At 44.2% G+C, this 22,534-nt stretch carries 23 protein-coding genes; all 23 read left to right on the forward strand.

The window, feature by feature from the left end; all coding sequences use genetic code 11:
* Positions 1 to 13: 13 nt before the first annotated feature.
* The 23 genes from E4K68_RS00430 to accC all read left to right on the forward strand — a co-directional run bounded on the left by E4K68_RS00430 (position 14) and on the right by accC (position 22,421).
* Entirely contained in the window at positions 14 to 1,060 is a 1,047-nt protein-coding gene (locus E4K68_RS00430; RefSeq protein ID WP_135376787.1) for a type IV pilus twitching motility protein PilT, read from the forward strand.
* Complete coding sequence (locus E4K68_RS00435) at positions 1,057 to 2,259, forward strand: type II secretion system F family protein (RefSeq protein ID WP_135376788.1); 1,203 nt, start codon at positions 1,057 to 1,059, stop codon at positions 2,257 to 2,259. The genes E4K68_RS00430 and E4K68_RS00435 overlap by 4 nt, the downstream gene beginning before the upstream one ends.
* A 121-nt stretch (positions 2,260 to 2,380) precedes the next feature.
* The gene (locus E4K68_RS00440) at positions 2,381 to 2,881 is read left to right on the forward strand and encodes a prepilin-type N-terminal cleavage/methylation domain-containing protein (protein ID WP_135376789.1); all 501 of its coding nucleotides are present in this window, start codon (positions 2,381 to 2,383) and stop codon (positions 2,879 to 2,881) included.
* 41 nt (positions 2,882 to 2,922) lie between these two features.
* On the forward strand, positions 2,923 to 3,702 hold the full coding sequence (locus E4K68_RS00445) for an A24 family peptidase (protein ID WP_135376790.1): 780 nt from the start codon (positions 2,923 to 2,925) through the stop codon (positions 3,700 to 3,702).
* A 22-nt stretch (positions 3,703 to 3,724) separates the two neighbouring features.
* Entirely contained in the window at positions 3,725 to 5,161 is a 1,437-nt protein-coding gene (gene pilM / locus E4K68_RS00450) for a pilus assembly protein PilM (RefSeq protein WP_135376791.1), read from the forward strand.
* 3 nt (positions 5,162 to 5,164) lie between these two features.
* Positions 5,165 to 5,731, forward strand: coding sequence for a hypothetical protein (locus tag E4K68_RS00455; protein ID WP_135376792.1), 567 nt, complete (start codon positions 5,165 to 5,167; stop codon positions 5,729 to 5,731).
* Between the two features lie 116 nt (positions 5,732 to 5,847).
* Positions 5,848 to 6,528 (forward strand): LysM domain-containing protein, encoded by a 681-nt coding sequence (locus E4K68_RS00460; protein WP_199241655.1) that lies wholly within the window; start codon positions 5,848 to 5,850, stop codon positions 6,526 to 6,528.
* Positions 6,529 to 6,697: 169 nt separating this feature from the next.
* The gene (aroQ, locus tag E4K68_RS00465; RefSeq protein WP_135376793.1) at positions 6,698 to 7,150 is read left to right on the forward strand and encodes a type II 3-dehydroquinate dehydratase; all 453 of its coding nucleotides are present in this window, start codon (positions 6,698 to 6,700) and stop codon (positions 7,148 to 7,150) included.
* Between the two features lie 15 nt (positions 7,151 to 7,165).
* Positions 7,166 to 8,227 (forward strand): Xaa-Pro peptidase family protein, encoded by a 1,062-nt coding sequence (locus tag E4K68_RS00470; protein ID WP_135376794.1) that lies wholly within the window; start codon positions 7,166 to 7,168, stop codon positions 8,225 to 8,227.
* A 77-nt stretch (positions 8,228 to 8,304) separates the two neighbouring features.
* Complete coding sequence (gene efp / locus E4K68_RS00475; protein WP_135376795.1) at positions 8,305 to 8,862, forward strand: elongation factor P; 558 nt, start codon at positions 8,305 to 8,307, stop codon at positions 8,860 to 8,862.
* Between the two features lie 75 nt (positions 8,863 to 8,937).
* Positions 8,938 to 10,614, forward strand: coding sequence for a ribonuclease J (locus E4K68_RS00480; RefSeq protein WP_135376796.1), 1,677 nt, complete (start codon positions 8,938 to 8,940; stop codon positions 10,612 to 10,614).
* Positions 10,615 to 10,802: 188 nt separating this feature from the next.
* Positions 10,803 to 13,127, forward strand: coding sequence for an EAL domain-containing protein (locus E4K68_RS00485; protein WP_135376797.1), 2,325 nt, complete (start codon positions 10,803 to 10,805; stop codon positions 13,125 to 13,127).
* 281 nt (positions 13,128 to 13,408) lie between these two features.
* Entirely contained in the window at positions 13,409 to 14,344 is a 936-nt protein-coding gene (spoIIIAA, locus tag E4K68_RS00490) for a stage III sporulation protein AA (protein WP_135377218.1), read from the forward strand.
* Positions 14,344 to 14,853 carry a stage III sporulation protein AB gene (locus tag E4K68_RS00495; RefSeq protein ID WP_135376798.1) on the forward strand — a complete coding sequence of 170 codons (510 nt, stop codon included), beginning with the start codon at positions 14,344 to 14,346 and terminating at the stop codon, positions 14,851 to 14,853. Before spoIIIAA ends, E4K68_RS00495 begins: the two co-directional genes overlap by 1 nt.
* A 19-nt stretch (positions 14,854 to 14,872) precedes the next feature.
* The gene (gene spoIIIAC / locus E4K68_RS00500; RefSeq protein ID WP_135376799.1) at positions 14,873 to 15,070 is read left to right on the forward strand and encodes a stage III sporulation protein AC; all 198 of its coding nucleotides are present in this window, start codon (positions 14,873 to 14,875) and stop codon (positions 15,068 to 15,070) included.
* Between the two features lie 11 nt (positions 15,071 to 15,081).
* Positions 15,082 to 15,468: a stage III sporulation protein AD gene (gene spoIIIAD / locus E4K68_RS00505; protein ID WP_135376800.1), complete on the forward strand. Its 387-nt coding sequence runs from the start codon at positions 15,082 to 15,084 to the stop codon at positions 15,466 to 15,468.
* 11 nt (positions 15,469 to 15,479) lie between these two features.
* Positions 15,480 to 16,652, forward strand: a complete 1,173-nt coding sequence (gene spoIIIAE, locus E4K68_RS00510; protein WP_135376801.1) for a stage III sporulation protein AE — start codon at positions 15,480 to 15,482, stop codon at positions 16,650 to 16,652.
* Positions 16,653 to 16,665: 13 nt separating this feature from the next.
* Complete coding sequence (locus E4K68_RS00515) at positions 16,666 to 17,244, forward strand: stage III sporulation protein AF (RefSeq protein ID WP_135376802.1); 579 nt, start codon at positions 16,666 to 16,668, stop codon at positions 17,242 to 17,244.
* Positions 17,245 to 17,276: 32 nt separating this feature from the next.
* Entirely contained in the window at positions 17,277 to 17,840 is a 564-nt protein-coding gene (locus E4K68_RS00520; RefSeq protein ID WP_135376803.1) for a stage III sporulation protein AH, read from the forward strand.
* A gap of 3 nt (positions 17,841 to 17,843) precedes the next feature.
* Positions 17,844 to 18,413 (forward strand): SpoIIIAH-like family protein, encoded by a 570-nt coding sequence (locus E4K68_RS00525; protein WP_135376804.1) that lies wholly within the window; start codon positions 17,844 to 17,846, stop codon positions 18,411 to 18,413.
* 113 nt (positions 18,414 to 18,526) lie between these two features.
* Complete coding sequence (locus tag E4K68_RS00530) at positions 18,527 to 18,889, forward strand: response regulator (RefSeq protein WP_135376805.1); 363 nt, start codon at positions 18,527 to 18,529, stop codon at positions 18,887 to 18,889.
* 245 nt (positions 18,890 to 19,134) lie between these two features.
* Positions 19,135 to 21,063: an acetyl-CoA carboxylase biotin carboxyl carrier protein gene (gene accB, locus E4K68_RS00535; RefSeq protein ID WP_135376806.1), complete on the forward strand. Its 1,929-nt coding sequence runs from the start codon at positions 19,135 to 19,137 to the stop codon at positions 21,061 to 21,063.
* A gap of 11 nt (positions 21,064 to 21,074) precedes the next feature.
* Positions 21,075 to 22,421, forward strand: coding sequence for an acetyl-CoA carboxylase biotin carboxylase subunit (gene accC, locus E4K68_RS00540; protein ID WP_135376807.1), 1,347 nt, complete (start codon positions 21,075 to 21,077; stop codon positions 22,419 to 22,421).
* Positions 22,422 to 22,534: the final 113 nt, after the last annotated feature.

Below are 22,534 nucleotides of genomic sequence, written 5' to 3' on the forward strand. Positions count from 1 at the left end.
GAGAAAAAGAAAGATGCTTTCACTAGAAGAACTTTTACATCTGGCAGGAGAAAAAAAGGCATCAGACATCCATCTGACGGTGGAGAGTCCGCCGGTTCTGCGGATTGACGGCTCACTGGTTCAAATTGGAAGTGAGAAGATTTCACAAGCTGATCTTGAAGCGTTTGGCCGTTCCCTAATGAACGAGCAACAGGCCCAACGATTTGCAGAAAACGGAGAATTGGATCTTTCTTATAGCCTGCCAGGGGTTGGACGATATCGAGTTAATGCTTTTCGCCAGCGAGGGTCCATTAGTGTGGTCATTCGTTTGATTCCCTTTGTTATACCCAGTCCAGAAAATCTGGGTCTTCCGCCTGTAAGTATTGAATTGGCTCGTTTACATAAGGGCTTAGTGTTAGTGACGGGTCCTACTGGAAGCGGCAAATCAACGACACTAGCTTCGTTAGTGGATTATATTAATAGCACACGCGCTTGTCACATTGTAACCATTGAAGACCCTATTGAATATTTGCACCGGCATAAATTGAGCTTAGTTAATCAAAGAGAAGTTGGTAATGATACTCAGTCGTTTACAAATGCGCTGCGCGCTGTCTTACGTCAAGATCCAGATGTGATTTTAGTAGGCGAAATGCGAGATTTAGAAACTATCGCAACCGCTGTCACAGCTGCAGAAACGGGGCACTTAGTCTTCAGTACGCTTCATACGAATGATGCAACTCAATCAGTGGATCGGATGATCGATGTTTTTCCACCGCATCAACAACAGCAAATTCGTGTGCAGCTTGCTGCCGTCTTGCAGGGGATAATGTCTCAACAATTATTTCCCAGAGCTGATCACAAAGGGCGTGTAGCGGCCATTGAAGTCATGTTGGCGACGCCAGCAGTCCGCAGTTTGATTCGTGAGGGGAAAACCCATCAGTTACCAACCGTCATTCAAACAAATGCTAAGCTAGGGATGCAAACGATGGATAAAGCTATTATGGACTTAGTTCAAAAAGGTCTTGTTTCTTATGAGGTTGCCCAAGAAAAGCTACAGAGTCCCGATAGTTTAAGGAGATGAAGAAGCGACGATTCGTATGGAAAGCGGTTGACGAGAAGGGGATAATTCAAAGGGGTTGCTGGGATGGTGATGAAATTCCAGAGATTCAAGCACGACTAAGGAAGGAAGGGTATTTCCCTGTGGGGGTTCGTTCAACGCGAAATTGGCAAAGCGTTTTTGTACCGACCCGTAAGAAGATTCAGTGGAGCCATTTCGCCCGCAGGTTAGCTACTTTATTAGAAGCAGGGATTCCGATGCTTCAGGCCTTAGAGATGATGACCTTTCATGAAACAAAATTAACCTTTGAGCAGGAACAATGGAAGAGTGTCAAGGAACAAATAGAAGAAGGTAGAGATTTGTCGGAAGCTTTAACTCTTTTAAATCCATGTCCTAATTCGTTCGTCCTCTCTATGGTCAAAGCTGGGGAATATACTGGTACACTGGCAAAAGTCCTCAAGGAAGTCGCAGACGAGTTAGATCAGGAACACGTTTATCAGAAAAAGCTAAAGGCAGCCCTGGCCTACCCTCTTCTTTTATTCCTCGCAGTGATCGTAGTGCTCTATGTCCTTTCTGTCTGGGTACTCCCTATGTATGAGAAACTTTTTATAAGTATGGGCGCAGAATTGCCGTTTTTGACTAGAGTCATTTTTGCGGGTGGACGAAAAATTCCCTTTTTTCTGTGGGGTACATTTGGTTTGGTTACGGGTGGTTTACTTGTTATGAAACACACGAATTCAGATCGTTGGAAAATGCGCTTAGACCACTTATTAGGATGGATTCCCCTTCTCGGAAAGGTCTATCGCTTTCGCGATTTAGTCCAATTTAGCCAGATTTTGGGTCGATTGATCGATGCCGGAATCCCTTTACTCGAGGCTTTGCGTTTAACGGCTGGTGCATTGCATAGCCGAGAAATGTTGGAATTGACGAGCCAGCTTGTCTTCGAGGTTCGGCAGGGAAAACATATGGCCCCTTCACTGCGTGCGAGCAGGATTTTCCCTAGAGAGGGAGCTGAAATGATCTCTGTCGCTGAAGAATCTGGCCAATTGGATCGTATGTTGCATTATGTCACGCAAATGTTTCGGCGTGAACTAGAGGATCAGCTCAACCGATTAACACGTATGCTTGAACCAGCACTTATTCTTGCTTTAGCCGGGCTGATCGGGCTTGTCGCCAGCGGGGTAATGCTCCCTATCTTTGATCTTAGTTCACATCTGGAATAATCTAGATAAACTCAAGGTCTATGACTCTACGCTAATGGCTAAAACTTGGAGAGGTCACTCATAACTTTGAGGAAAGGAATAGGTTAGGTTTTATCCAAGTTTTCTTAACCGGGTAGCTGGGATGAACAATAACAAACGAGACAACGGATTCACTCTAATTGAAGTGTTAGCCGTAGTGATTATTATAGGCGTTTTAGCGACTATAGTAATTCCAAAGTTGGGTTCGAGTACATTAAATGCACGCCAAAAAGCTGATATAGCGACGGCACACCAAGTCAAAGCGGCCTTGGATCGCTATCAGGTTGAAAACGGAAATTACCCTAAAAAAGCTGACGTAGTAGTGAATGCAGCTGGAGAGGTGGTCAATTCGAATCTTATTCCGAAATATATTAATAAATTGGATAAAACAACAACACAACAGATTGTCAATGACGCCAACAAGGGATTTGGGATCCTCACGCTTACACCTAACTCGGATAAGACACAATTTAGCATTACTGAACCTGGAGCTGATGTCACTAAGAACACGATCATGATTTATTTGGATGCAGAGGGCTTGGCAGCTGAGGTCCGTGTATACAATGATAAATTAGATAGTGTTCTATGGACGTCGGCAAATTAGCGTAGGTAGTCCAGGAATCTAACCAGGAAGGGGATATTTCGTTGTATTATTCGTTATATTTTATAAGTATTACATTCGGGCTCTTCGGTCTCCTGATTGGTAGTTTTCTGAACGTGGTCATATATCGCGTCCCTCGTGGCGAATCCATCGTAACCCCTGGTTCTCACTGTCCTGACTGTGGACATGCTCTTCGAGCATGGGAACTTATTCCCGTGATTAGTTTTTTGATTCAGAAAGGGCAGTGTCGTAACTGTCAAACACATATTTCTTGGCGTTATCCCATGGTTGAACTTCTTACAGGGGGTCTCTTCTTTCTTACGGCAATGCTCGGTTTGGATACGGGGATCAATACAACGCGATTACTTTTAAACTTAGTTTTTGTAGCGGTGCTCGTTGCCTTATCTTTGATTGATTTAGATACATTCCGCTTGCCAGATGTTCTTACCCTTCCGCTGTTGGGACTTGGTATTCTAGGAGCGTTTCTAATACCGGGAAACCCGACTGGATGGGAAAGCGTGTTCAGTGCCTTGGGGGCCGGGGGGTTATTTTGGATTATTGCTTTAGTTTATCCGCAAGGAATGGGACTTGGAGATGTAAAGCTGGTAGCTGCAATGGGTGCCTTTTTAGGGTTTCCCTCTATTTTCCTAGCTGTATTTGCTGGAAGTTTTGCGGGAGCGTTCCTGGGAATTATCCTTCTTTTGGCGGGTAGAAAGGCTTTTCGCCAACAGATCCCCTTCGGACCTTACCTTGCACTTGGCGCGATACTGACGTTATTATGGGGAACTCAACTTTTGGAATGGTATTGGGCGTGGGCTAGATAATAGAAATGTGGGAGGTGACCTCATGCGAAACGATTCAGTGGTCTTTGAGTTGACCGATGGAGAAATTCGGGCGTTTTGGTTTTCGGTCCCTCCCTTCATACATAAGGGTCATAGTTCTAATATGGTCAAGTTTGACCGCATCCCAATATCGGCTGGGCTCATCGAGCAGGGTAACGTACGAGATGAAAATGCTTTAATCAATATCTTATTGACGTATACCTCCCATCAACCCTGCAAAGGTCAGAAGGTATATCTGGCAATTCCTCTTCAACAGGGCTTTATACGGGCATTTTCCTTGCCATGGCTTCCAAAACGTGATAGAAAATCGGCAGTGTCTCTGTTAGTCGATGAGGAGATTCCTATTGTAAGGGCAGATTTACTTTATGATTTCCTTGTAATTTTAGAGGAAAAAAACAAAAGTTTACAGGTTTTATTAGGGGCTACACGAAAAAGCATCCTTGAACAGTATGTCTTTATCTTTAGAAAAGCAGGGTTTAAGGTTGAAGGTATAGATTTTGCATTTTTTGTCTTAGGGCAAGCTTTAGGCTTTCAACCGAAGGAGGATGTGCTTTATCTCCATGGAGAATCTGATTGTTTTCAAATAGCTTTGTTTGAAGGAATGGTTCCGGAAAGTGTTCATACCATACCCCCTTTCGCGCCATTAATAGGAGGTGGAGAGAGTTTAAAAGAGCGGTTAGAAGCCTTGGAAAATGAGATTCATCGTTTTTTGTTATATTACAGAACACAACAAACGGATCTTAACTTGAAACGCTTGGTTTGGAGTGGAGACTCAATCACAGATCAACTGGCACAGAGAGTACTGGCGTCAGGTCATGTTTCCATAGTGGAGCAAGCTCTACTCAAGGGTGTCCCAGAGTCCTGGCAAAGGGTCCTTGAAGAGAATAAGGGTTGGAGCGAGGTGGTCGTTGGGTATGGACTGCGAATTTCTACACAGCATCCTGAACTTAATCTGTGGCGGCAACCAAATAAGGAACAGAGGCATAGGCGAACATTCGGCGGGCTGGCTTTTTTTAGTGCGGCCCTGTTGCTGATTGTTACTATTGGATACTTCGTACTCAATCAAATGACATTACCACTGCGACAAGAAGTTCCATTGCTTTCACGACAGGGTGTTAGAATTGAGGAACAGGCCAGACATCGGGAAAAGCTCGAAGATGCCTGGAAAAAGGTCAAGATTCACCCTGAGAGAATTGGAGAGGGATTGGCACAAGTTCAGGCGCTGTCGGGACAGGGGTTAAAGATTGAACAAGTGATGTATAAGCAAGGTAGCCTGTCTTTAAGCGCGAGGGCTGATGAATATAAAGGAGTTCAAAACTTGATCAGTACAATGCGGGGCATAGGCTGGGAGCAACCGGCCTTGACGAGTTATAAATTGACCGAGCTAGACAACGTCGAGTTTACATTAAGTGCAAAACGTGGAAAAGCTGAAGGAGGTTAACCAATGGCTTATTCCCCAAGCGAGATTAAGGTTAAACCTATCGTCTGCCCGTCCCTAATTTGTCTAATAAAGCAGCTTTCGTTACGTAATATTAAGAGAATTATCTTGATGTCATTGGCTTGCACTATCGCATCATTTTTGATTCTCTGGCAACCGGCTTATCTTCATCTGCGCGCTTTACAAAAAGAAAAAATCTATTGGCAAAACGTATTGCAAGCGGAGTCGGTAAATACTGAAGGAGATGACAGACCATCCATTGTTCCTACGATGGATCAGTTACCCGACATGATCGATCAGTGTCGCAATGTGTTTATAAAGGAGAGTGTGAATGTATTTGCCTTGAATGTTGAACGGTTTGGAGAACGGCTAGAGATCGGTAAAGGCGTAAGCTTAGATTACGGTTTAGTTCGATTCAGATTACGCGGCCCCTGGGAGGGCATTTTAAGGTCGCTCAAAATACTTGAGGAAATGCAGGGGGTCAGTATTTATGTCCAGGAAGTAGTTTTAGATTCGCAAGGCACTGAAGGTGGGGAAGCGCTTCTTCGAATTGATTTTTGTACCGGGGAGTGACCACAATTTTCGTCTATTATGTCCAATACTATTTACCAATTATCTATAGAATTTGGTAGTTTTATGTAACGAGACATTCCCTTATATCCATAGTCTAAGGAGAGGAGGGAATGTATATGGCTAAAGAATATAGCATTCAACCGGGAGATAATTTTCACAGCTTGGCACAACGTTGGGGAGGGTGCTGCGATGACTTTATTCAGCTTAACCCAAGTGTTGATCCACTCAAACTTCAAATAGGACAAATCATTGTTCTCCCAGAATTTAAAGCAACTAAAGGGCAAGAACAATATGCAGATATCCATGGAAATAAAGGGCAAGAGTTTGTAGGAGATTATCTGGATGAGGTAGAAATGGAAGTCGAGGGAGTTCGGTTTCGACTTCGACGTATCGGCGAACCCAAAACTCCCCACGAAATTCACTTTATTCTTCCACGTACAGAGATCCGTAAAGTTCAGCCGGTAGGGGAAGGCGGACCGACAGAAGTTCAAATTATGCTCAGCAATTTTGACGTTGTGCTCTCTCCTCGTCTAGTGAGTGGCCAAGGGGATAAAGCGGAGCAGGCTAAACCAGCTGCCCAACCGTCGGGGCAAGGGCAACAAACTCAGCAAATTCAATTACCACAAACTTCTCAAACTCAAATGCAACAAACACAACAAACACAACAAACACAACAAACACAATCCGAGGCAGCTCCGCAATACGGCCAGGCTGCAATACCGACAATGGAACAGTCCCAAGGGTTCACGCCAGTACAGGAACAACCAAAACGGCGTATGTCGTTCCCATTTAAATAATCTTTAGTACATCACCTCCGTATAACGGAGGTTTTTGTATAGAAAGAAAAAGCACTATTATTATCGCTTTGTGCGGAAACGTGATGCTGATTTATTTAAAGATATCTCGCAGTGGAAAATACTCTGAACTTGTGATAAAATTTCGGGTATGTGACGAGGGAGTGATTAATTGGCGAGCATATGGGTGTTTCATGGCCCTAATTTGAATTTATTAGGACTACGAGAGCCAGAACATTATGGATCGCGTACCTTGGCAGAGATTAATCAGGCAGTGTTAACAATAGCGGATCAGGCGGGATTGAACGCTGAATGTCGGCAAACGAATCACGAGGGAGACCTTATCGATTGGATTCAAACCTTAACGCCTGCTGATTTCTTAATTCTGAATCCTGGAGCCTGGACGCATACAAGTTATGCGATTCGGGATGCCATTCGCGCGGTAAGAGTACCTACGGTTGAAGTCCATCTTTCAAATATTCATGCGCGTGAAGCTTTTCGGGCCAATTCCGTGATTGCTCCAGTCTGTATTGGACAAATATCGGGCTTAGGAGCAGAAGGGTATATCTTGGCGATGCGTTATGCCATCGACTATCAAGGTCGACAGGAAAAAGAATCACCATAACAAGGGGGAAGGTATATGACCCGGTTAGAACGGATGCGCCAACAGATGCTCGAAGAAGAAATTGATGCTTATGTGGTTATTCGCCCGGAGAACGGACGGTATCTTAGCGGTTTTTCTGGCGGGGAAGCAACCCTATATATTACTGCAAAAGAGGCCTTTTTACTGACGGATTTCCGTTACATTGAACAGGCGAAGCTCCAAGCTCCTGATTTTGAAATCATTAAGGCAGGACAGGACCACTTTACGGCTTTAGCAGAACTAGGGCAACAGGCTAGGCGGGTTGGTTTTGAAGGGGACTATATCAGCTATGTGGACTTTGGAAAACTTAAAAATGCGTTTCCGCAGGCTGAGCTCCAATCTCTACCCAACCTTGTTAGTCATTTGCGATCTGTGAAGGATAAAGCGGAAATTAAGCTAATCCGTCAAGCTGTAAAAATTGCAGACGACGCTTTTGCAGATGTATTAACCAGCGTTGAAATTGGACAAACGGAAGAAGAAATCGCACTGAACTTAGAATTTTCTATGCGCCATGCCGGTGCAAGTGGGGCTTCTTTCGAATTTATCGTGGCTTCTGGCATTCGTTCGGCGATGCCTCACGGAACGGCTAGTTCAAAGCGCGTTCAGTTAGGTGAATTTCTGACAATGGATTTTGGTGCAATCTATCAGGGATACTGTTCAGATATCACGCGAACTGTGTTTTTGGGAGAACCAGAGGACAAGCATCGGGAAGTTTATGAGATTGTCTTGGCGGCCCAGCGGGCGGGTATTGAGGCTATCGGCTCGGGGCGAACCGGAAAAGAAGTGGATGCTGTAGCCCGCAAAATCATTGAAGAAGCTGGGTATGGCGAGTACTTTGGACATGGCTTAGGGCACTCGGTAGGGTTGGCCATCCATGAAGGACCAAATCTAAATATGCGGGAAGATCGTGTGCTTGAACCAGGCATGGTCATTACCGTCGAACCGGGTATATATATCCCGGATTGGGGTGGCGTTCGGATTGAAGATATTGTTTTGGTGACTGAAAATGGCTGCGAAGTCTTGACACAGGCACCCAAAGAATTCATTATCTTTGAATAAAGTTTGTTGACCTTTATATTTGACTTTAGAAAGGGACAAACTTAAGACAAAAGAATATTTAGGGGGAAAGAGTATTTATGATTTCTTCGAATGATTTTAAGACGGGCTTGACAATTCAATTAGATGGCGATGTATTTTCAGTTGTTGAGTTCCAACATGTTAAACCAGGTAAAGGGGCGGCCTTTGTCCGAACCAAATTGAAGAACGTTAAGACGGGTGGGGTTGTAGAGCGAAGGTTTAATGCAGGGGAAAAGGTCCCGAAGGCCCATGTCGAACGTCGTGAAATGGAATACCTCTATAAAGATGGAGAACATTTTGTGGTTATGGATAAGGAAACTTATGAACAAATTTCTCTTACAGGGGATCAAATCGGGGACGGTGTCAAGTGGCTGAAAGAGAACATGACTTTAGGGGTACTTTTTTATGATATAGAGGTTATCGGAGTCGATGTTCCTAATTCTGTTCAACTTGCTGTTTCAGCTACTGAGCCAGGTGTTAAAGGAGATACGGCAACTGGAGGGACAAAACCCGCAACGTTGGAAACTGGTGCCGTGGTGCAAGTGCCTTTCTTTGTCAATGAAGGGGATGTGCTCATCATCGATACTCGGACTGGAAGTTATGTTCAACGCGCCTAACATTATTTTAACGACATGATATTTCCTCCTCTGGGGCAAGCTAAGAATAGTTGCTACCATAGGAGGGATTTTTTTATGCTTTCAGGAAAAACGTCAAAACTTAGTGTGATTCCTCTCGGAGGAACTGGAGAAATTGGAAAGAATCTAATTGCCTTTGAATATGAAGATTCAATAATAATTATTGACGGTGGCGTCAAATTCCCAGATGAAGAGCTTTTAGGTATCGATTTGGTCATTCCGGATATTACGTATTTGGAAAAAAACAGAGATCGGATCAAAGGGCTCTTTATTACACATGGACATGAGGATCATATTGGAGGACTTCCTTTTATCCTACCAAAATTAATGATCCCAATTTATGGGACAAAACTAACGATTGGATTAGTTCAGGCAAAGTTTCAGGAACGGACTCCTTACCCAGAATCCTTGGTGAATATCATACAACCGGGTGAACGTATCCAAGCTGGGGCCTTTGAAATGGAAGCATTCAGAGTAACTCACAGTATTCCAGATGCTGTCGGGTATTCCTTGCTCACTCCAGTAGGTCGAGTGGTCTACACAGGAGACTTTAAGGTCGACTATACGCCCATAGATGGTCAAAACATGGACCTTGGAAAGCTTGCTGCCTGGGGAGAGGAAGGAATTCTGGCCTTACTTTGCGACTCCACAAATGCGGAGCGGTCAGGTGTTACGTTGTCGGAGATGGTTGTTGGAAAAACCTTGAGGGAGTGGTTCGAACGGGCCGAAGGCAAAATTATTATGGCATCCTTCGCCTCAAATGTGCATCGGATCCAACAAGCAATTGATGCAGCTGCAGAGATTGGGCGAAAGGTTTGTGTTGTGGGAAGAAGTATGGAAAATGTAGTTCGTACAGCAACAGAGTTGGGATATCTGAAACTGCCTGATGAGGAGATCCTTGTCGACAGCTCAGAGGTGGGAAATACTCCCCCAGAACAACTACTGGTTCTGACCACAGGGAGTCAAGGAGAGCCTCTGGCCGCCTTGACGAGGATGGCCACTCGGAGTCATCGACAAATTAATGTCCTTGTTGGGGATATGGTTATTATTGCGGCAACCCCTATACCTGGAAACGAGAAACTCATTGGAAAGACAATTAATCATCTATATCAAATTGGTGCAGAGGTTGTCACTAAAGAAATGGGACAAGTTCATGTATCTGGACATGCCAACCAAGAGGAAATTAAGCTAGTGATTCGTCTCGCCCGCCCGCGTTTTCTCATTCCGCATCACGGCGAAATTCGACATCAGGCTGCTTTACGCCGGATCGGGAATTCACTTGGATATTCGGATCAGGACATCGCCTTAACCCAACTTGGCTCTCGTGTTGAGCTTTCCTCGAACAGTATGGAGTTTGGGGAGCGTGTGGAAGCAGGAAGCGTTTACATCGACGGACTGGGTGTCGGGGATGTAGGGCAGATTGTCTTACGGGATCGCCAACAATTGGCGCAAGATGGTGTGGTCGTGGTTATCGCCGCGCTTTCCAAAACAAAACCTTATAGGATAATGTCTGGGCCAGACATTATCTCTCGAGGTTTTACGTTTATGAAAGAAGCAGGAACCCTGGTGGATGGAGCTAAAAAAGTCGTGGGAAATACCTTAGAAATCCAATTACAGAAAGATCAAATTGAATGGAGTGTACTAAAATCTAACATTCGTGATAGCCTAAGCAAATATTTATGGGAAAAGACCCGTCGGCGACCGATGATCTTGCCCGTATTATTGAATACTTAAGTCAAATTAATGAGCTTTTAAGAGAACGTTGCGGTACGTTATGATACGACCACAGCGTTCTTTATTTATTTGGGGGTGATTTATGCGCTAATAGAGATTGATCGATTATTTATAGAACAGACCCTGCGTTGCAGGAATTTCGACAAAATTGGAGAACTATAGTCTGGAAAGGAAGGAGTCATCAGGATATGAACTATACAATCTGTAAGGGTTCAAGTCAGAAGAATTATCACCGAATAACTCCCTTACGGATGGCCATACTTTATGCGCTAACCGGAGGAGGATGGATTCTCTTCTCAGATAAATTATTAGGGATTATTGTGACGAATCATCAGTTGCTTATCCAGTTAGAAATGGCTAAAGGGTGGTTTTTTATTACTGTGACGGCGGTACTACTCTATTACCTTTTTTACATAGGATTTAATTCACTTCAGCAATCTGAAAAAGTTCTTCAAGAAGATCAACGACACTTAGAACGCTATCGCCTTTTGGCAGATGATTCCATGGATATCATTTTATTTATCCGTCAGGATGGACAAATCATTGATGCCAATGAGGCTGCAGTGAACCGCTATGGTTATACTCGCCAAGAATTAACTCATATGCCCCTTTCCAAATTGCTTTTGACAGAGGATCAGGCTACATTACCCTTTTTCCTTCAAAAGGCACCGGAGGGAATTCAGTTTGAGCTCCAGCATGTATGCAAAGACGGAAGTGTTTTCCCGGTTGATGTTAGCGCTAAGGGAGCAACCTCAAATGGAAATCCTATTATTGTAAGTATCATTCGCGATATTACTGACCGTAAAAATGCAGAGGCGACAGTTTGGCTAGAGAAAGAACGGGCCCAAGTCACTCTGGACTCTATAGGGGATGCAGTCATCACCACTGATGTTCGGGCGAATGTAGAGTATCTTAACCCAATTGCTGAAGCTTTAACTGGATGGAAAAATGCAGAAGCAGTTGGTCAGCCGTTGGAAAGAGTCTTTCGAATTGTCAATGAAGAAACTGGCGAATCGGTTAAAAGTCCGATTGAATGCTGTCTTCGTGAAGGGAGTGTTGTTTGTTTAGCGAACCATACTGTTTTAATCAACAGAGTTGGGGCTAACATCGCGATTGAGGACACGGCGGCTCCCATTCGAGACCGATCTAACGCGGTCATTGGAGCAGTTCTGGTGTTTCATGATGTGAGTTATAAACGAGCTCTTATGAAAGAACTGGCATATCAAGCGCATCACGATGCCCTAACTGGTCTTCCCAATCGGCTCCTCTTTACTGAGCACTTGAACCAGGCTTTAGCCCGGGCAAGGCGTAAGAAGGGTAAACTAGCGGTGATGTATTTAGATTTAGACCGTTTTAAATTGATTAATGATTCGATGGGGCATAACCTTGGGGACCTATTACTTAAAAATGTTGCGGAGCGTGTTCGCCAAACGTTACGTGAAGGAGAGACGCTTGCGAGACAGGGCGGGGATGAATTTTTAATCTTGCTCCCGGAAATTCAGAATGAACAAGAGGTAGTTGCAGTATCAGATCGAATTTTGAGGGTTTTCACCAATCCTATAATGCTCGAGGATAATGAAGTCTATATGAGTACGAGTATCGGGATTAGTCTTTATCCGAACGATGGCGATGACAGAGAAACTTTGTTGAAGCAAGCGGATACGGCGATGTATTATGCAAAGGAGAAGGGCCGAAATAATTACCAATTCTTTACTACAGGACTCAATATTAAGGCTAATGATCGGCTTTCGACAGAGAACAGCCTGCGTAAGGCTTTAGCCCGTGGAGAGTTTGTCCTTCATTATCAGCCTCAGGTCGATTTAGAAAGCGGATTAATTGTGGGTCTTGAGGCTCTAATTCGATGGAACTCGACAGAACGGGGAATCATTTCCCCTCTCTCATTTATTCCCATTGCGGAGGAAACTGGCTTAATTGTGCCGATCGGAGAATGGGTTTTGCGGACTGCCTGCGCTCAAAATATGGCCTGGAGAAGGCAAGGATACCCCTTCTTGCGAATGGCAGTTAATATCTCAGCTCGGCAATTTCGAGAACCGAATTTCATCAAACTTGTTTCGGGAATTTTACAGGAAACTGGCATGGATCCACAATGGTTGGAGCTCGAGATAACGGAAAGCATTGCCATGGAAAATGGTGAAACTTCGGTAGACATGTTGAATCGTTTTAAGGAGTTAGGGATCCGAATTTCCATTGATGATTTCGGAACTGGATTTTCGTCACTTAATTATTTGCGACGCATGCCGATTGATACCCTGAAAATAGATCAATCCTTTGTTCAAGATATCAGCACGGGAGAAAATGGAGAAGAAGTTGTTACGGCTATCATCCAGCTAGCTAAAAACCTTCGCTTGAAAGTCATTGCCGAAGGAGTTGAGACGGCTACCCAATGCTCCTTTTTAAAGGGCAAGCGGTGTGATGAAATGCAGGGTTACCTCTTTAGTCAAGCGGTAACATCTCAAGAGCTGGAAGAGATGTTTGGTCGTTCCTTAAAATAAAATATGGGCGAGTCCGTGAAAGCCGGGTACATATGTTTGATATGTGCCCGGCTTTCACGTGGTGAGAAAGTGCCTTATTTTTTTGTAAAGGATCCATGTCTAAAACTTGAAAGACGGACATACCTTCAATCAAGGGGGCAATGACGTTGTCGCTACATTACAAGTTATCGGTCATCAAGGAATCTAAAGAGGTGCATACAGTAAAACCTAAACCTAATGGAGGGTCTTCAACGAAGGAGAGCGTTTTCAGATCAAATCAAAGTTCAGTATTATGGGCAGATATGGCTAGATGGTTTAGTGAAGACATTCGTTCGATTATAAGCAATACTAGGGCGGTCGCCTTTCAAGAGGTTGAAGAAATACGATTGCGAATAGGTCAGCCGTTCTTAGTCCGGACATCAGACAAGGATATTTTCTTGAACCGGGAGGGTCGAGAGACGAGTCCTGACAAGGCTTATATTATTAATCGAGAAGATCTAGCGTGTGCTCTGGAACGAATGACCCAAAGCTCGGTTTATGCGGTTGAAGAGGATCTCAAGCAGGGCTTTCTAACTCTTCCTGGTGGGAATCGGGTTGGGGTAACAGGGGAGGTAGTTTTGCATCATGGTCTTGTTCAAACGATAAAGCATATTTCTTCCTTGAACCTTCGTATTGCCAGGGATATACAGGGACGAGGCCTTAAGATCTTGCCTTTGCTTATAGGGACTGATGGAGGGTTTTGTCACACGCTCGTGATATCCCCACCTCGTGCTGGTAAAACAACCCTCTTAAGGGATCTGATTCGTCTGATTAGCAATGGGGTTCCACAATTAGGGTTGATGGGTCAGACTGTTGGGGTTGTGGATGAACGTGGCGAACTTGCTGGAACTTGGCAAGGGATACCGACTTTCAATTTGGGATACCGTACGGACGTTTTAGATGGCTGTCCTAAAGCTTATGGGATGAGCATGATGGTTCGTTCCATGGCACCTCAAGTCATGGCGATGGATGAGCTTGGTCATACCGACGATGTTACAGCCTTAATGGACGCCTTGCGTACGGGGGTACAAATACTTAGTACAGCCCACGCTAGTTCTCTAGAAGAAGCTCGAAATAGACCGACTTTAGCTCATCTGTTGGATCAGGGAGTATTTGAACGTTTGGTTGTGTTGAGTAGGAAACATGGTCCGGGGACGATAGCAGGTGTTTACGATCTTAGAACTGGGAGGATCCTGTGATGCGTATATTGGGATGTATTGCTCTTATTGCGGGCTGCGGGTGTTTGGGATTGTGGTTGGCTCAGCGAATTCGGCGTCGACCGTTGGAATTGCGAGAATGTTTAATGGCCTTGGCACTTTTGGACACGGAAATTGTATGGGGTGCAACCCCTTTGCCAGAGGCATTCGGCATCGTGAAGGAACGTACAGATACCCCCTGGCAAGGGTTTTTTGCAGAACTCCAGGAACGTTTGCAGCGAGGAGAGTCAGCTAACAAGGCATGGAAAGACTCCATTATAACTCATAAACCTCATTTTTGTTTGCAGCAAGGAGACTGGCAAGTGATCCATGATGTGGGTAAAGGATTAGGCCGATCAGATCGTATGGAACAACACAAACAACTAGAACTCGTTCAGCGTCAACTCACATTAATAAAAGATCAAGCGGGAATATGGTCTGATAAACAAGCAAAAATGTGGTCTTATTTGGGTTTCCTCGGTGGGATCGCAGGTGTGCTCATTTTGATTTAACGGGAGAGGAGTCGATGGAATGAGCTTCAATCTTATTATTACTGTTGCTGGAATTGGTATTTTGGTCGGAGTACTAGCATCTGTGCTGAATCAATCTGGCCGCAGTGAAATGGCTCAAGGCGTTACAATCATGGGCGTGATCGTGGTCCTTTATATTGTGGTACAGTCTATTGCACAATTATTTACCTTGGTTAAGAGTGTTTTTAACCTTTATTAGGGGGCTAAGACGTGGAGATTTGGCAAATCGTAGGGCTAGCCCTGATTGTTACGGTGATCGGTGTTGTATTGAAACAAATTCGCCCAGAAATTGCGTTGCAACTGACGATATTAGCGAGTGCATCAATCTTTATTCTTATTTTGAGCAAGATCAAAGTCATTGTCGATCTGCTCCAGACTCTAGCAGATCAAGCCAATATCAGTTCTTATTATTTACTTATCGTTCTGAAGATCGTGGGTGTGGCTTATCTTGCTGAGTTTGGCGCTCAAATATGTCGTGATGCGGGGGAAAGTGCGATAGCGACTAAGATTGAGCTTGCCGCGAAAGTTGGGGTTATTGTCCTAGCGATTCCTATTATTGTAGCCATTACAGAGTCACTGGTACGACTCGTTCCGTGAGGTGATGTTATTTGCGGCGATTCATCATTAGTTTAGTTCTATTCGTTATCTTATTGAATGGGACAACTTCTCCCGTACTTGCCGAGGGAGTTGCCTCACAACCACAGGAGAAGGTAGAACTTACGCAACAAATTGATCTAAGTCAAATGCGAGGCTTTCTGGACCAACTGGATAGCGATGTTCAAGATGGAATGCCTGGTTTTTCTTTATCTCGCATGTTTGAAGAATTAAAAAACGGAAAACTGAATCTCCAACCAGAAAAGTTAGGACAGACCTTACTGACTATTCTGGGACGTGAAATCTTAAGCAGTGCTCCTTTAATCGGCAAGTTGCTGGTTTTAGCCGTACTCGGCGCTGTATTAGGACAGCTTCAGGTTGCATTTGGAGGAAGTGTCGGGAAAACGGCTCAGGTTATGACTTACCTGGTTTTGTTAAGCTTAGCACTAACGTCCTTTCGAGAGGCCTTACGTGTCGCCACGAATGCAATTGATCAGATGGTCGGACTCATGCAAACGTTGTTTCCCGTTTTGTTGACTTTATTAATCTCGATGGGGAATTTAACCAGTGCAGCTTTATTTAAGCCTCTTATCATGGGCAGTCTAACCGTTTTAGCAACCATTATCAAAACGGTTGTTTTACCACTCTTTTTCTTAGCTGCTATCCTAAAACTTTTCAATCATATCTCTGATCAGTTCAAGCTAAGTAAGCTCGCAGGACTTTTTGAATTCGCAGGAAAACTTTCCTTAGGGGTTATTATGACTGTGTTCATTGGAGTAATGACGGTGCAGGGGGTGACAGGAGGGGTTGCTGATAGTGTTGTTTTTCGTACGGCCAAGTATTCAGCGGATCTTATCCCGGTCATGGGTAAATTTTTCAAAGATGCCGTCGAACTGGTCATTACGTCCGGGCTTTTACTTAAAAATGCTGTTGGAATCGTCGCTTTAATTGCGATTATTGTTATTTGCCTAGGTCCTTTGGTTAAAATTCTTGCGATGCTTCTCGTTTTCCGCATTTCTGCGGCCCTTATCGAGCCACTCGGTGAAAAGGGCTTGGCGGATAGTCTTCAGGACATGTCCAAAAGTCTAATTTTCATTTTAGTAACGGTCACTTCAGTGGCGATTATGTTTTTTATGACTGTTGCCGTAGTTGTAGGAACGGGAACCTTTTCGGTGATGTTGCACTAAGGAGGTGAGGACTGTGCAAACGTTACAAACTCTTGTGCGCAATTTGGCTATGATTCTACTACTTGCTACCTTTCTTGAGATGTTGTTACCCAATAAATCTATGCGGGGGTTTGTTCAACTAGTGATGGGGTTGTTTGTGATTTCGGCAGTTCTCACACCGATCACTACCTTCTTACATACTCCGTTGTCAATGGAGGTTCCCGCTTGGTCAGCAACGACACCCCAGGATTTGCCCGCCATTGCCTCTGAAGGTCAAGGGATTAAAGTGGGACGGGATGCCGTCCAAGATCAATATCGGCAGATCCTTGTAAACCAGATCAAAGCGCTTGCGCTGAGTACTAATGGAGTCGAGTCTGCGGAGGTAGAGATCAAGTTCGAGGAGGGATTAGGGGGGGTAATAGATCAGCCAAAGATTACAATGGTTAGTGTTACGCTGACTTCTGTAAAGGGAGAAATACGGCCTGTTCAACCCATTGCCATCGGGCAGCAACGTCTCACTAATACGCAGTCAACTAAAGCGGAAGAAGTACGTGAAAGGGTTGCTGCACTCATGAGTTTGTCGAAGGATAAGATTCTAGTTCAAGAAATCTAGTGATAAAACTATTTGAAGGGAGGCTATAATCCGTGAAGTTTATGAAACTGATTTCATCGGATAAATTGTTAGTTAGTTTAGTCGCGCTTATTGCAGTTGGGATGTCTTTAATTTATTTAGGAAAAGGTACCATTGCCCCTGCTCAAAATTTGCAGGCAAAGTCTACATCAACTACCATCTCGACTCCAGAAACCAAGATTGGTGTTTTGGAAAAAGAATTAGAGGCTAAGCTACAAGCAAATATCTTGCAGATGGAAGGGGTAGGCAGGGTGCACGTTTCGGTAAGCTTTTCGACGGGATTAAAAAATGAGTATGCCCGAAATGCTAATGTTACGAAACGAACTTCGAAGGAAACCGACAAGACTGGAGGGACCAGAGAAACGACGGAAGTGACGGAAAATAACCAAGTAGTTATGCCTAGTGGTTCATCCCAGCCTGTTATGGTAATGGAGGATCGTCCAGAAGTGGCTGGGGTTTTGGTGATTGCGGAGGGGGCTCGGGATGCAAAAGTTAGAGAAGGAATTCATACGGCGGTACAAACACTCTTGAATATTTCAGGGACTAAAATTACCGTCGTGCCAATGGGAGGCGCATAATGAATGTTCAATAGTGCGAAGAGACCCATTGTGATGTTTATTGGGCACAAATCTCGGGTATTGTGGATAGGGTTCCTGACATTTGTAGTAATTCTTGGGATTCTGGGGGTAAGGTTAATTGACGAACCGCAGGTTTATTCTCCAGGTCAATCCAGCTTACCTGTCAATGCCAATATTGATAACACTTCAATTCAATTTCAAGTTGAACCTGTTAAGCCGGACGTATCGGGAGAGAACTATTTCGTGAATTATCGTTTGAAAAGAGAACAGTTTCGCCAGGAGACGAAAGCCATGCTCTCAGAGTTACTGAACTCAACTGTAGAGAAAAGTAAAGAGCAAGCACAAGAAAAATGGCTTGAACTCAGTACAAAAATACAAAAAGAAGGGGAAATCGAAAACCTCCTTAAAATAAAGGGCTTTCAAGATGCTGTGTCAGATGTGTTTTTAGAAAACGTTACAGTAATTGTTTATTCGACTAGCTTGACCCCGAATGAGGTGAGTATTATTCAAGACATCGTTAGCCGAGTAACAAAAGTGCGAATGGATAAAATTACGATTTCTATTAAAAAATAGATAGGATTTATGCTTAAAGTTCTTTGAATTAGGCAGGATAATGGGGTTGCTAGCGCGAATTTATAGAGATGGATAGGACGAAAGTCTTGGTTAAGAGGGTGAGGACACCGTGAATGAGCAGAATTCTTATTGCCGATGATGCAAGTTTTATGCGTCTGATGATTTGCCAGATTCTTGCACGCAAGGGTCTAACGAACATCGTAGAGGCTGAAAACGGTCGGCAGGCCGTGGAACGTTTTAAAACCAATAAGCCTGACCTTACGCTTATGGATATTACTATGCCGGAGCTCGATGGATTGGCCGCACTAGCGGAAATCTTAGAGATTGATTCTTTGGCCAAGGTAATTATCTGCAGTGCAGTAGCCCATGAAAGTATGGTTTTGGATGCATTAAAACGCGGAGCGGTTGATTTTGTGGTCAAACCATTTCGACCTGATGAACTTCTGCGGACGGTTTTGCAGCATCTAAAAAACTAGAAATCGGTTTGTTTGCATTTTCACGATTATAGAAGCTGTTGCATTTGTTAGCGGCAGCTTTTTTAAATTGCCCTAATATATTGTATACTTGGGCTTGTTTCGTTGAAAAAGGTACCTTTGCCCCATATAATAAGGTATATGTTTATACTTGGGAACCTATTGACTTCACCTAATGTGGGAAGCTCTAAAAAATCAATCTTTTGAAGAGTTACTTTAGATGGAGAATACAGAGAGGGGTAACGGCAATGAAACCAGTCAAGATTACGGATACGACATTGAGGGATGCTCACCAGAGCCTTTGGGCAACCCGGATGCGTACTGAAGATATGTTGCCGATCCTGTCGGATTTGGATGAGGCAGGTTTTTACTCGTTGGAAGTCTGGGGAGGAGCTACATTTGATGTTTGTCTGCGCTTCCTGGGGGAAGATCCTTGGGAGCGGTTGAGGCAGATTAGGAGCCGTGTTAAAAAGACACCACTGCAGATGTTACTAAGAGCGCAATCTCTGGTTGGTTATCAACACTATCCAGATGATGTGGTACGGGAGTTTGTATCTCTGAGTGTGAAAAATGGGATTGATATCATTCGGATTTTCGATGCGTTAAACGATGTCAGAAATATGATTGTTCCCATGGAAGCAGCTAAACAGGCGGGAGCACACGTTCAGGCGTCTGTTGTTTACACTATTAGTCCAGTGCATACGATAAAACATTATTTAGAAACAGCTATAGCTCTCGTCGAACTTGGTGCAGATTCTATCTGTATCAAAGATATGGCTGGTTTGCTCACACCTTTCAAGGCTTACGAATTGGTTTCGTTGCTGAAAAAGGAATTAGGAATTATGGTTCATTTGCATAGTCATTATATTGGCGGAATGGCCGTTGGAACGTACTTGAAGGCAGCTGAAGCCGGAGTGGATGTCATTGACACTGCCAGTGTTCCCTTGGCATTTGGTGCAAGTCAGCCTCCTGTCGAAACAGTCGTTCGGGCGTTTCAAGATACAGAGTTTGGTACCGGTCTTGACCTTCGTCATTTGTTCCATATTGCGAAGTATTTTGAAGCACTGCGTAAAAGTCGTGGCTTTGAACGCGGTATCACTCGAATTTCGGATATGAGAGTGTTTGAACATCAGGTGCCGGGGGGAATGATATCCAACCTTGTTTCTCAACTGGAAGAGCAACGAGCCCTGGAGCGCATTCATGATGTTCTGGAAGAGATACCGAAAGTCAGGGCGGATTTGGGGTATCCCCCCTTGGTTACGCCCACCAGTCAAATTGTTGGAACGCAAGCGGTATTAAACGTTTTGAGCGGGGCAAGATATAAATTAGTACCTGGTGAAGTCAAGGCCTATGTGCGTGGTTTATATGGTAGGCCCCCGGCGCCTATGAATCCTGAAATTCAAACGAAAATTATTGGAGATGAAGAACCGCTAACTGTCCGGCCAGCCGATCGGTTGGAACCGGGGTTAGCTAAAGCAGAACGAGAAAGTATGGGATTGGCTCGTTCTCCGGAAGATGTTATCAGCTATGCGATTTTCCCTCAGATAGCCAAGAAGTTTTTTGAGGAACGACAAAGCGGTTGCATCTCAAGAGAAGAACCCAAGGAAAGTAAGCTTAAAGACACAAAAAATTCAAAGGATATTAAAGAACCGTCCAAATCATGGGCAGCGGCATTTTCTAAGGAGGATTCCAAAATGAATTTAAAAGAAATCAAAGAGTTAATTAAAATTATAGATGAAACCGAAATTAGTGAATTGAATCTTGAAAGTGATGGAGTAAAGATTGCAATTCGCAAAGGACCAAGCATGGTTACCGGCGTTCCAGTCACAGCAGTCGCGCGCCAGGAGGTTTTGACGCAAGCTGTGTCCACTTCTGTTCAGCCTGCGCCCGTTATTGAAGCGGTGATGGCAAAAGCTCCGGAACCAGTTGCCCAAGCGAACACGGAGACTATTACCGCTCCTATGGTAGGAACGTTTTATAGCTCACAGTCTCCTGATGCGGCTGCTTATGTTGAGGCGGGACAGCGGGTCAAAGTGGGACAGCCGGTTTGTATTATTGAGGCTATGAAATTAATGAATGAGATTGAGTCGGAAATCGAAGGCAATGTTGTACAAGTTCTTGTTGAGAACGGGCAACCGGTAGAATATGGTCAACCGCTGTTTATTATTGAAAAATAAGGAGAAATGGCATGTTTAAAAAAATTCTGGTCGCAAATCGAGGAGAAATAGCCTTACGCATCATTCGAGCATGTCGTGAACTTGATATAGAGACAGTCGCTGTTTTTTCAGAGGGAGATAGAGAAGCTTTGCACGTTAAGGCTGCGGACGAAGCGGTATGTATTGGTCCAGTGTCAAGTGCCAAAAGCTATCTTAATATCCCTAATATCATTAGTGCGGCGGAATTAACGGGTGTCGACGCGATTCATCCCGGTTACGGTTTTTTAGCTGAAAATGCACGATTCGCAGAAATCTGTGAATCGTGCGGCATCACTTTTATCGGTCCGTCTCCTGAAGCTATTGAGAACATGGGGGACAAAGCCAAAGCACGTAAAACCATGATTGAGAGTGGTGTTCCTGTAGTCCCTGGTTCGAAGGATGTTATCAAAGATGAAGAAACGGCCGCCAAGGTTGCGGACGATATTGGTTATCCCGTATTAATTAAAGCATCAGCAGGTGGCGGGGGCAAAGGAATGCGAGTTGCCCAAAATTCCAAAGAATTGAGTAAATCGATTCAAGCAGCACAAAGCGAAGCTCAGGCTTCCTTTGGCAATGCAGAGGTCTACTTAGAGAAATACGTCGAAGAACCTAGACACATAGAGTTTCAGATTCTAGGTGATAAATATGGTCAGGTGGTACATCTAGGTGAACGAGATTGTTCACTGCAACGTCGTCACCAAAAACTTTTAGAGGAATCTCCCTCGAGTGCTATAACCCCGGAGTTACGAGCAAAAATGGGTGCAGTGGCAGTCAAGGCGGCTAAGTCAGTGAACTATTCGAATGCTGGGACGATCGAATTTTTATTAGATCGGCACGGTAATTTTTATTTTATAGAAATGAATACACGGATACAGGTTGAGCATCCGGTCACTGAGTTGGTGACGGGGCTGGACTTAATTAAGGAGCAAATTCGTATCGCTGCAGGGGAACCACTGGGATATACCCAAGAGGATATTCAAATTAGAGGCTGGGCAATTGAATGTAGAATCAACGCGGAAAACCCAGATAAAAATTTTATGCCCTCACCAGGACTGATCAAAATCTATCATGTTCCAGGCGGTCCAGGAGTACGAGTTGACAGTGCAGCGTACCAGGGGTATACAGTTTCACCTTATTATGACTCAATGGTTGGAAAGTTGATTGTCTGGGGTGCCACAAGACAAGAAGCTATTCAACGGATGAAGCGAGCACTTGAGGAATTTGTCATTGAAGGGATCCATACTACAATCCCATTTCAGTTGAAGGTGCTGGACAATGCCTTCTACCGTCGTGGGGAAGTGTATACGAATTTTATTCAACGGAGAATTTATGAAGAATAGACCCGTTAGTATAATGTCTTTGCCAGAACTCCCTTGATTTGTTATAATAGCAACGTTATAGTAGATGGTTTTGAGGTGTGGTAATCGAACCACGATCTCAAACATCGACTCAG

Source organism: Desulfosporosinus sp. Sb-LF, assembly GCF_004766055.1.
Classification (GTDB): Bacteria; Bacillota; Desulfitobacteriia; order Desulfitobacteriales; family Desulfitobacteriaceae; genus Desulfosporosinus.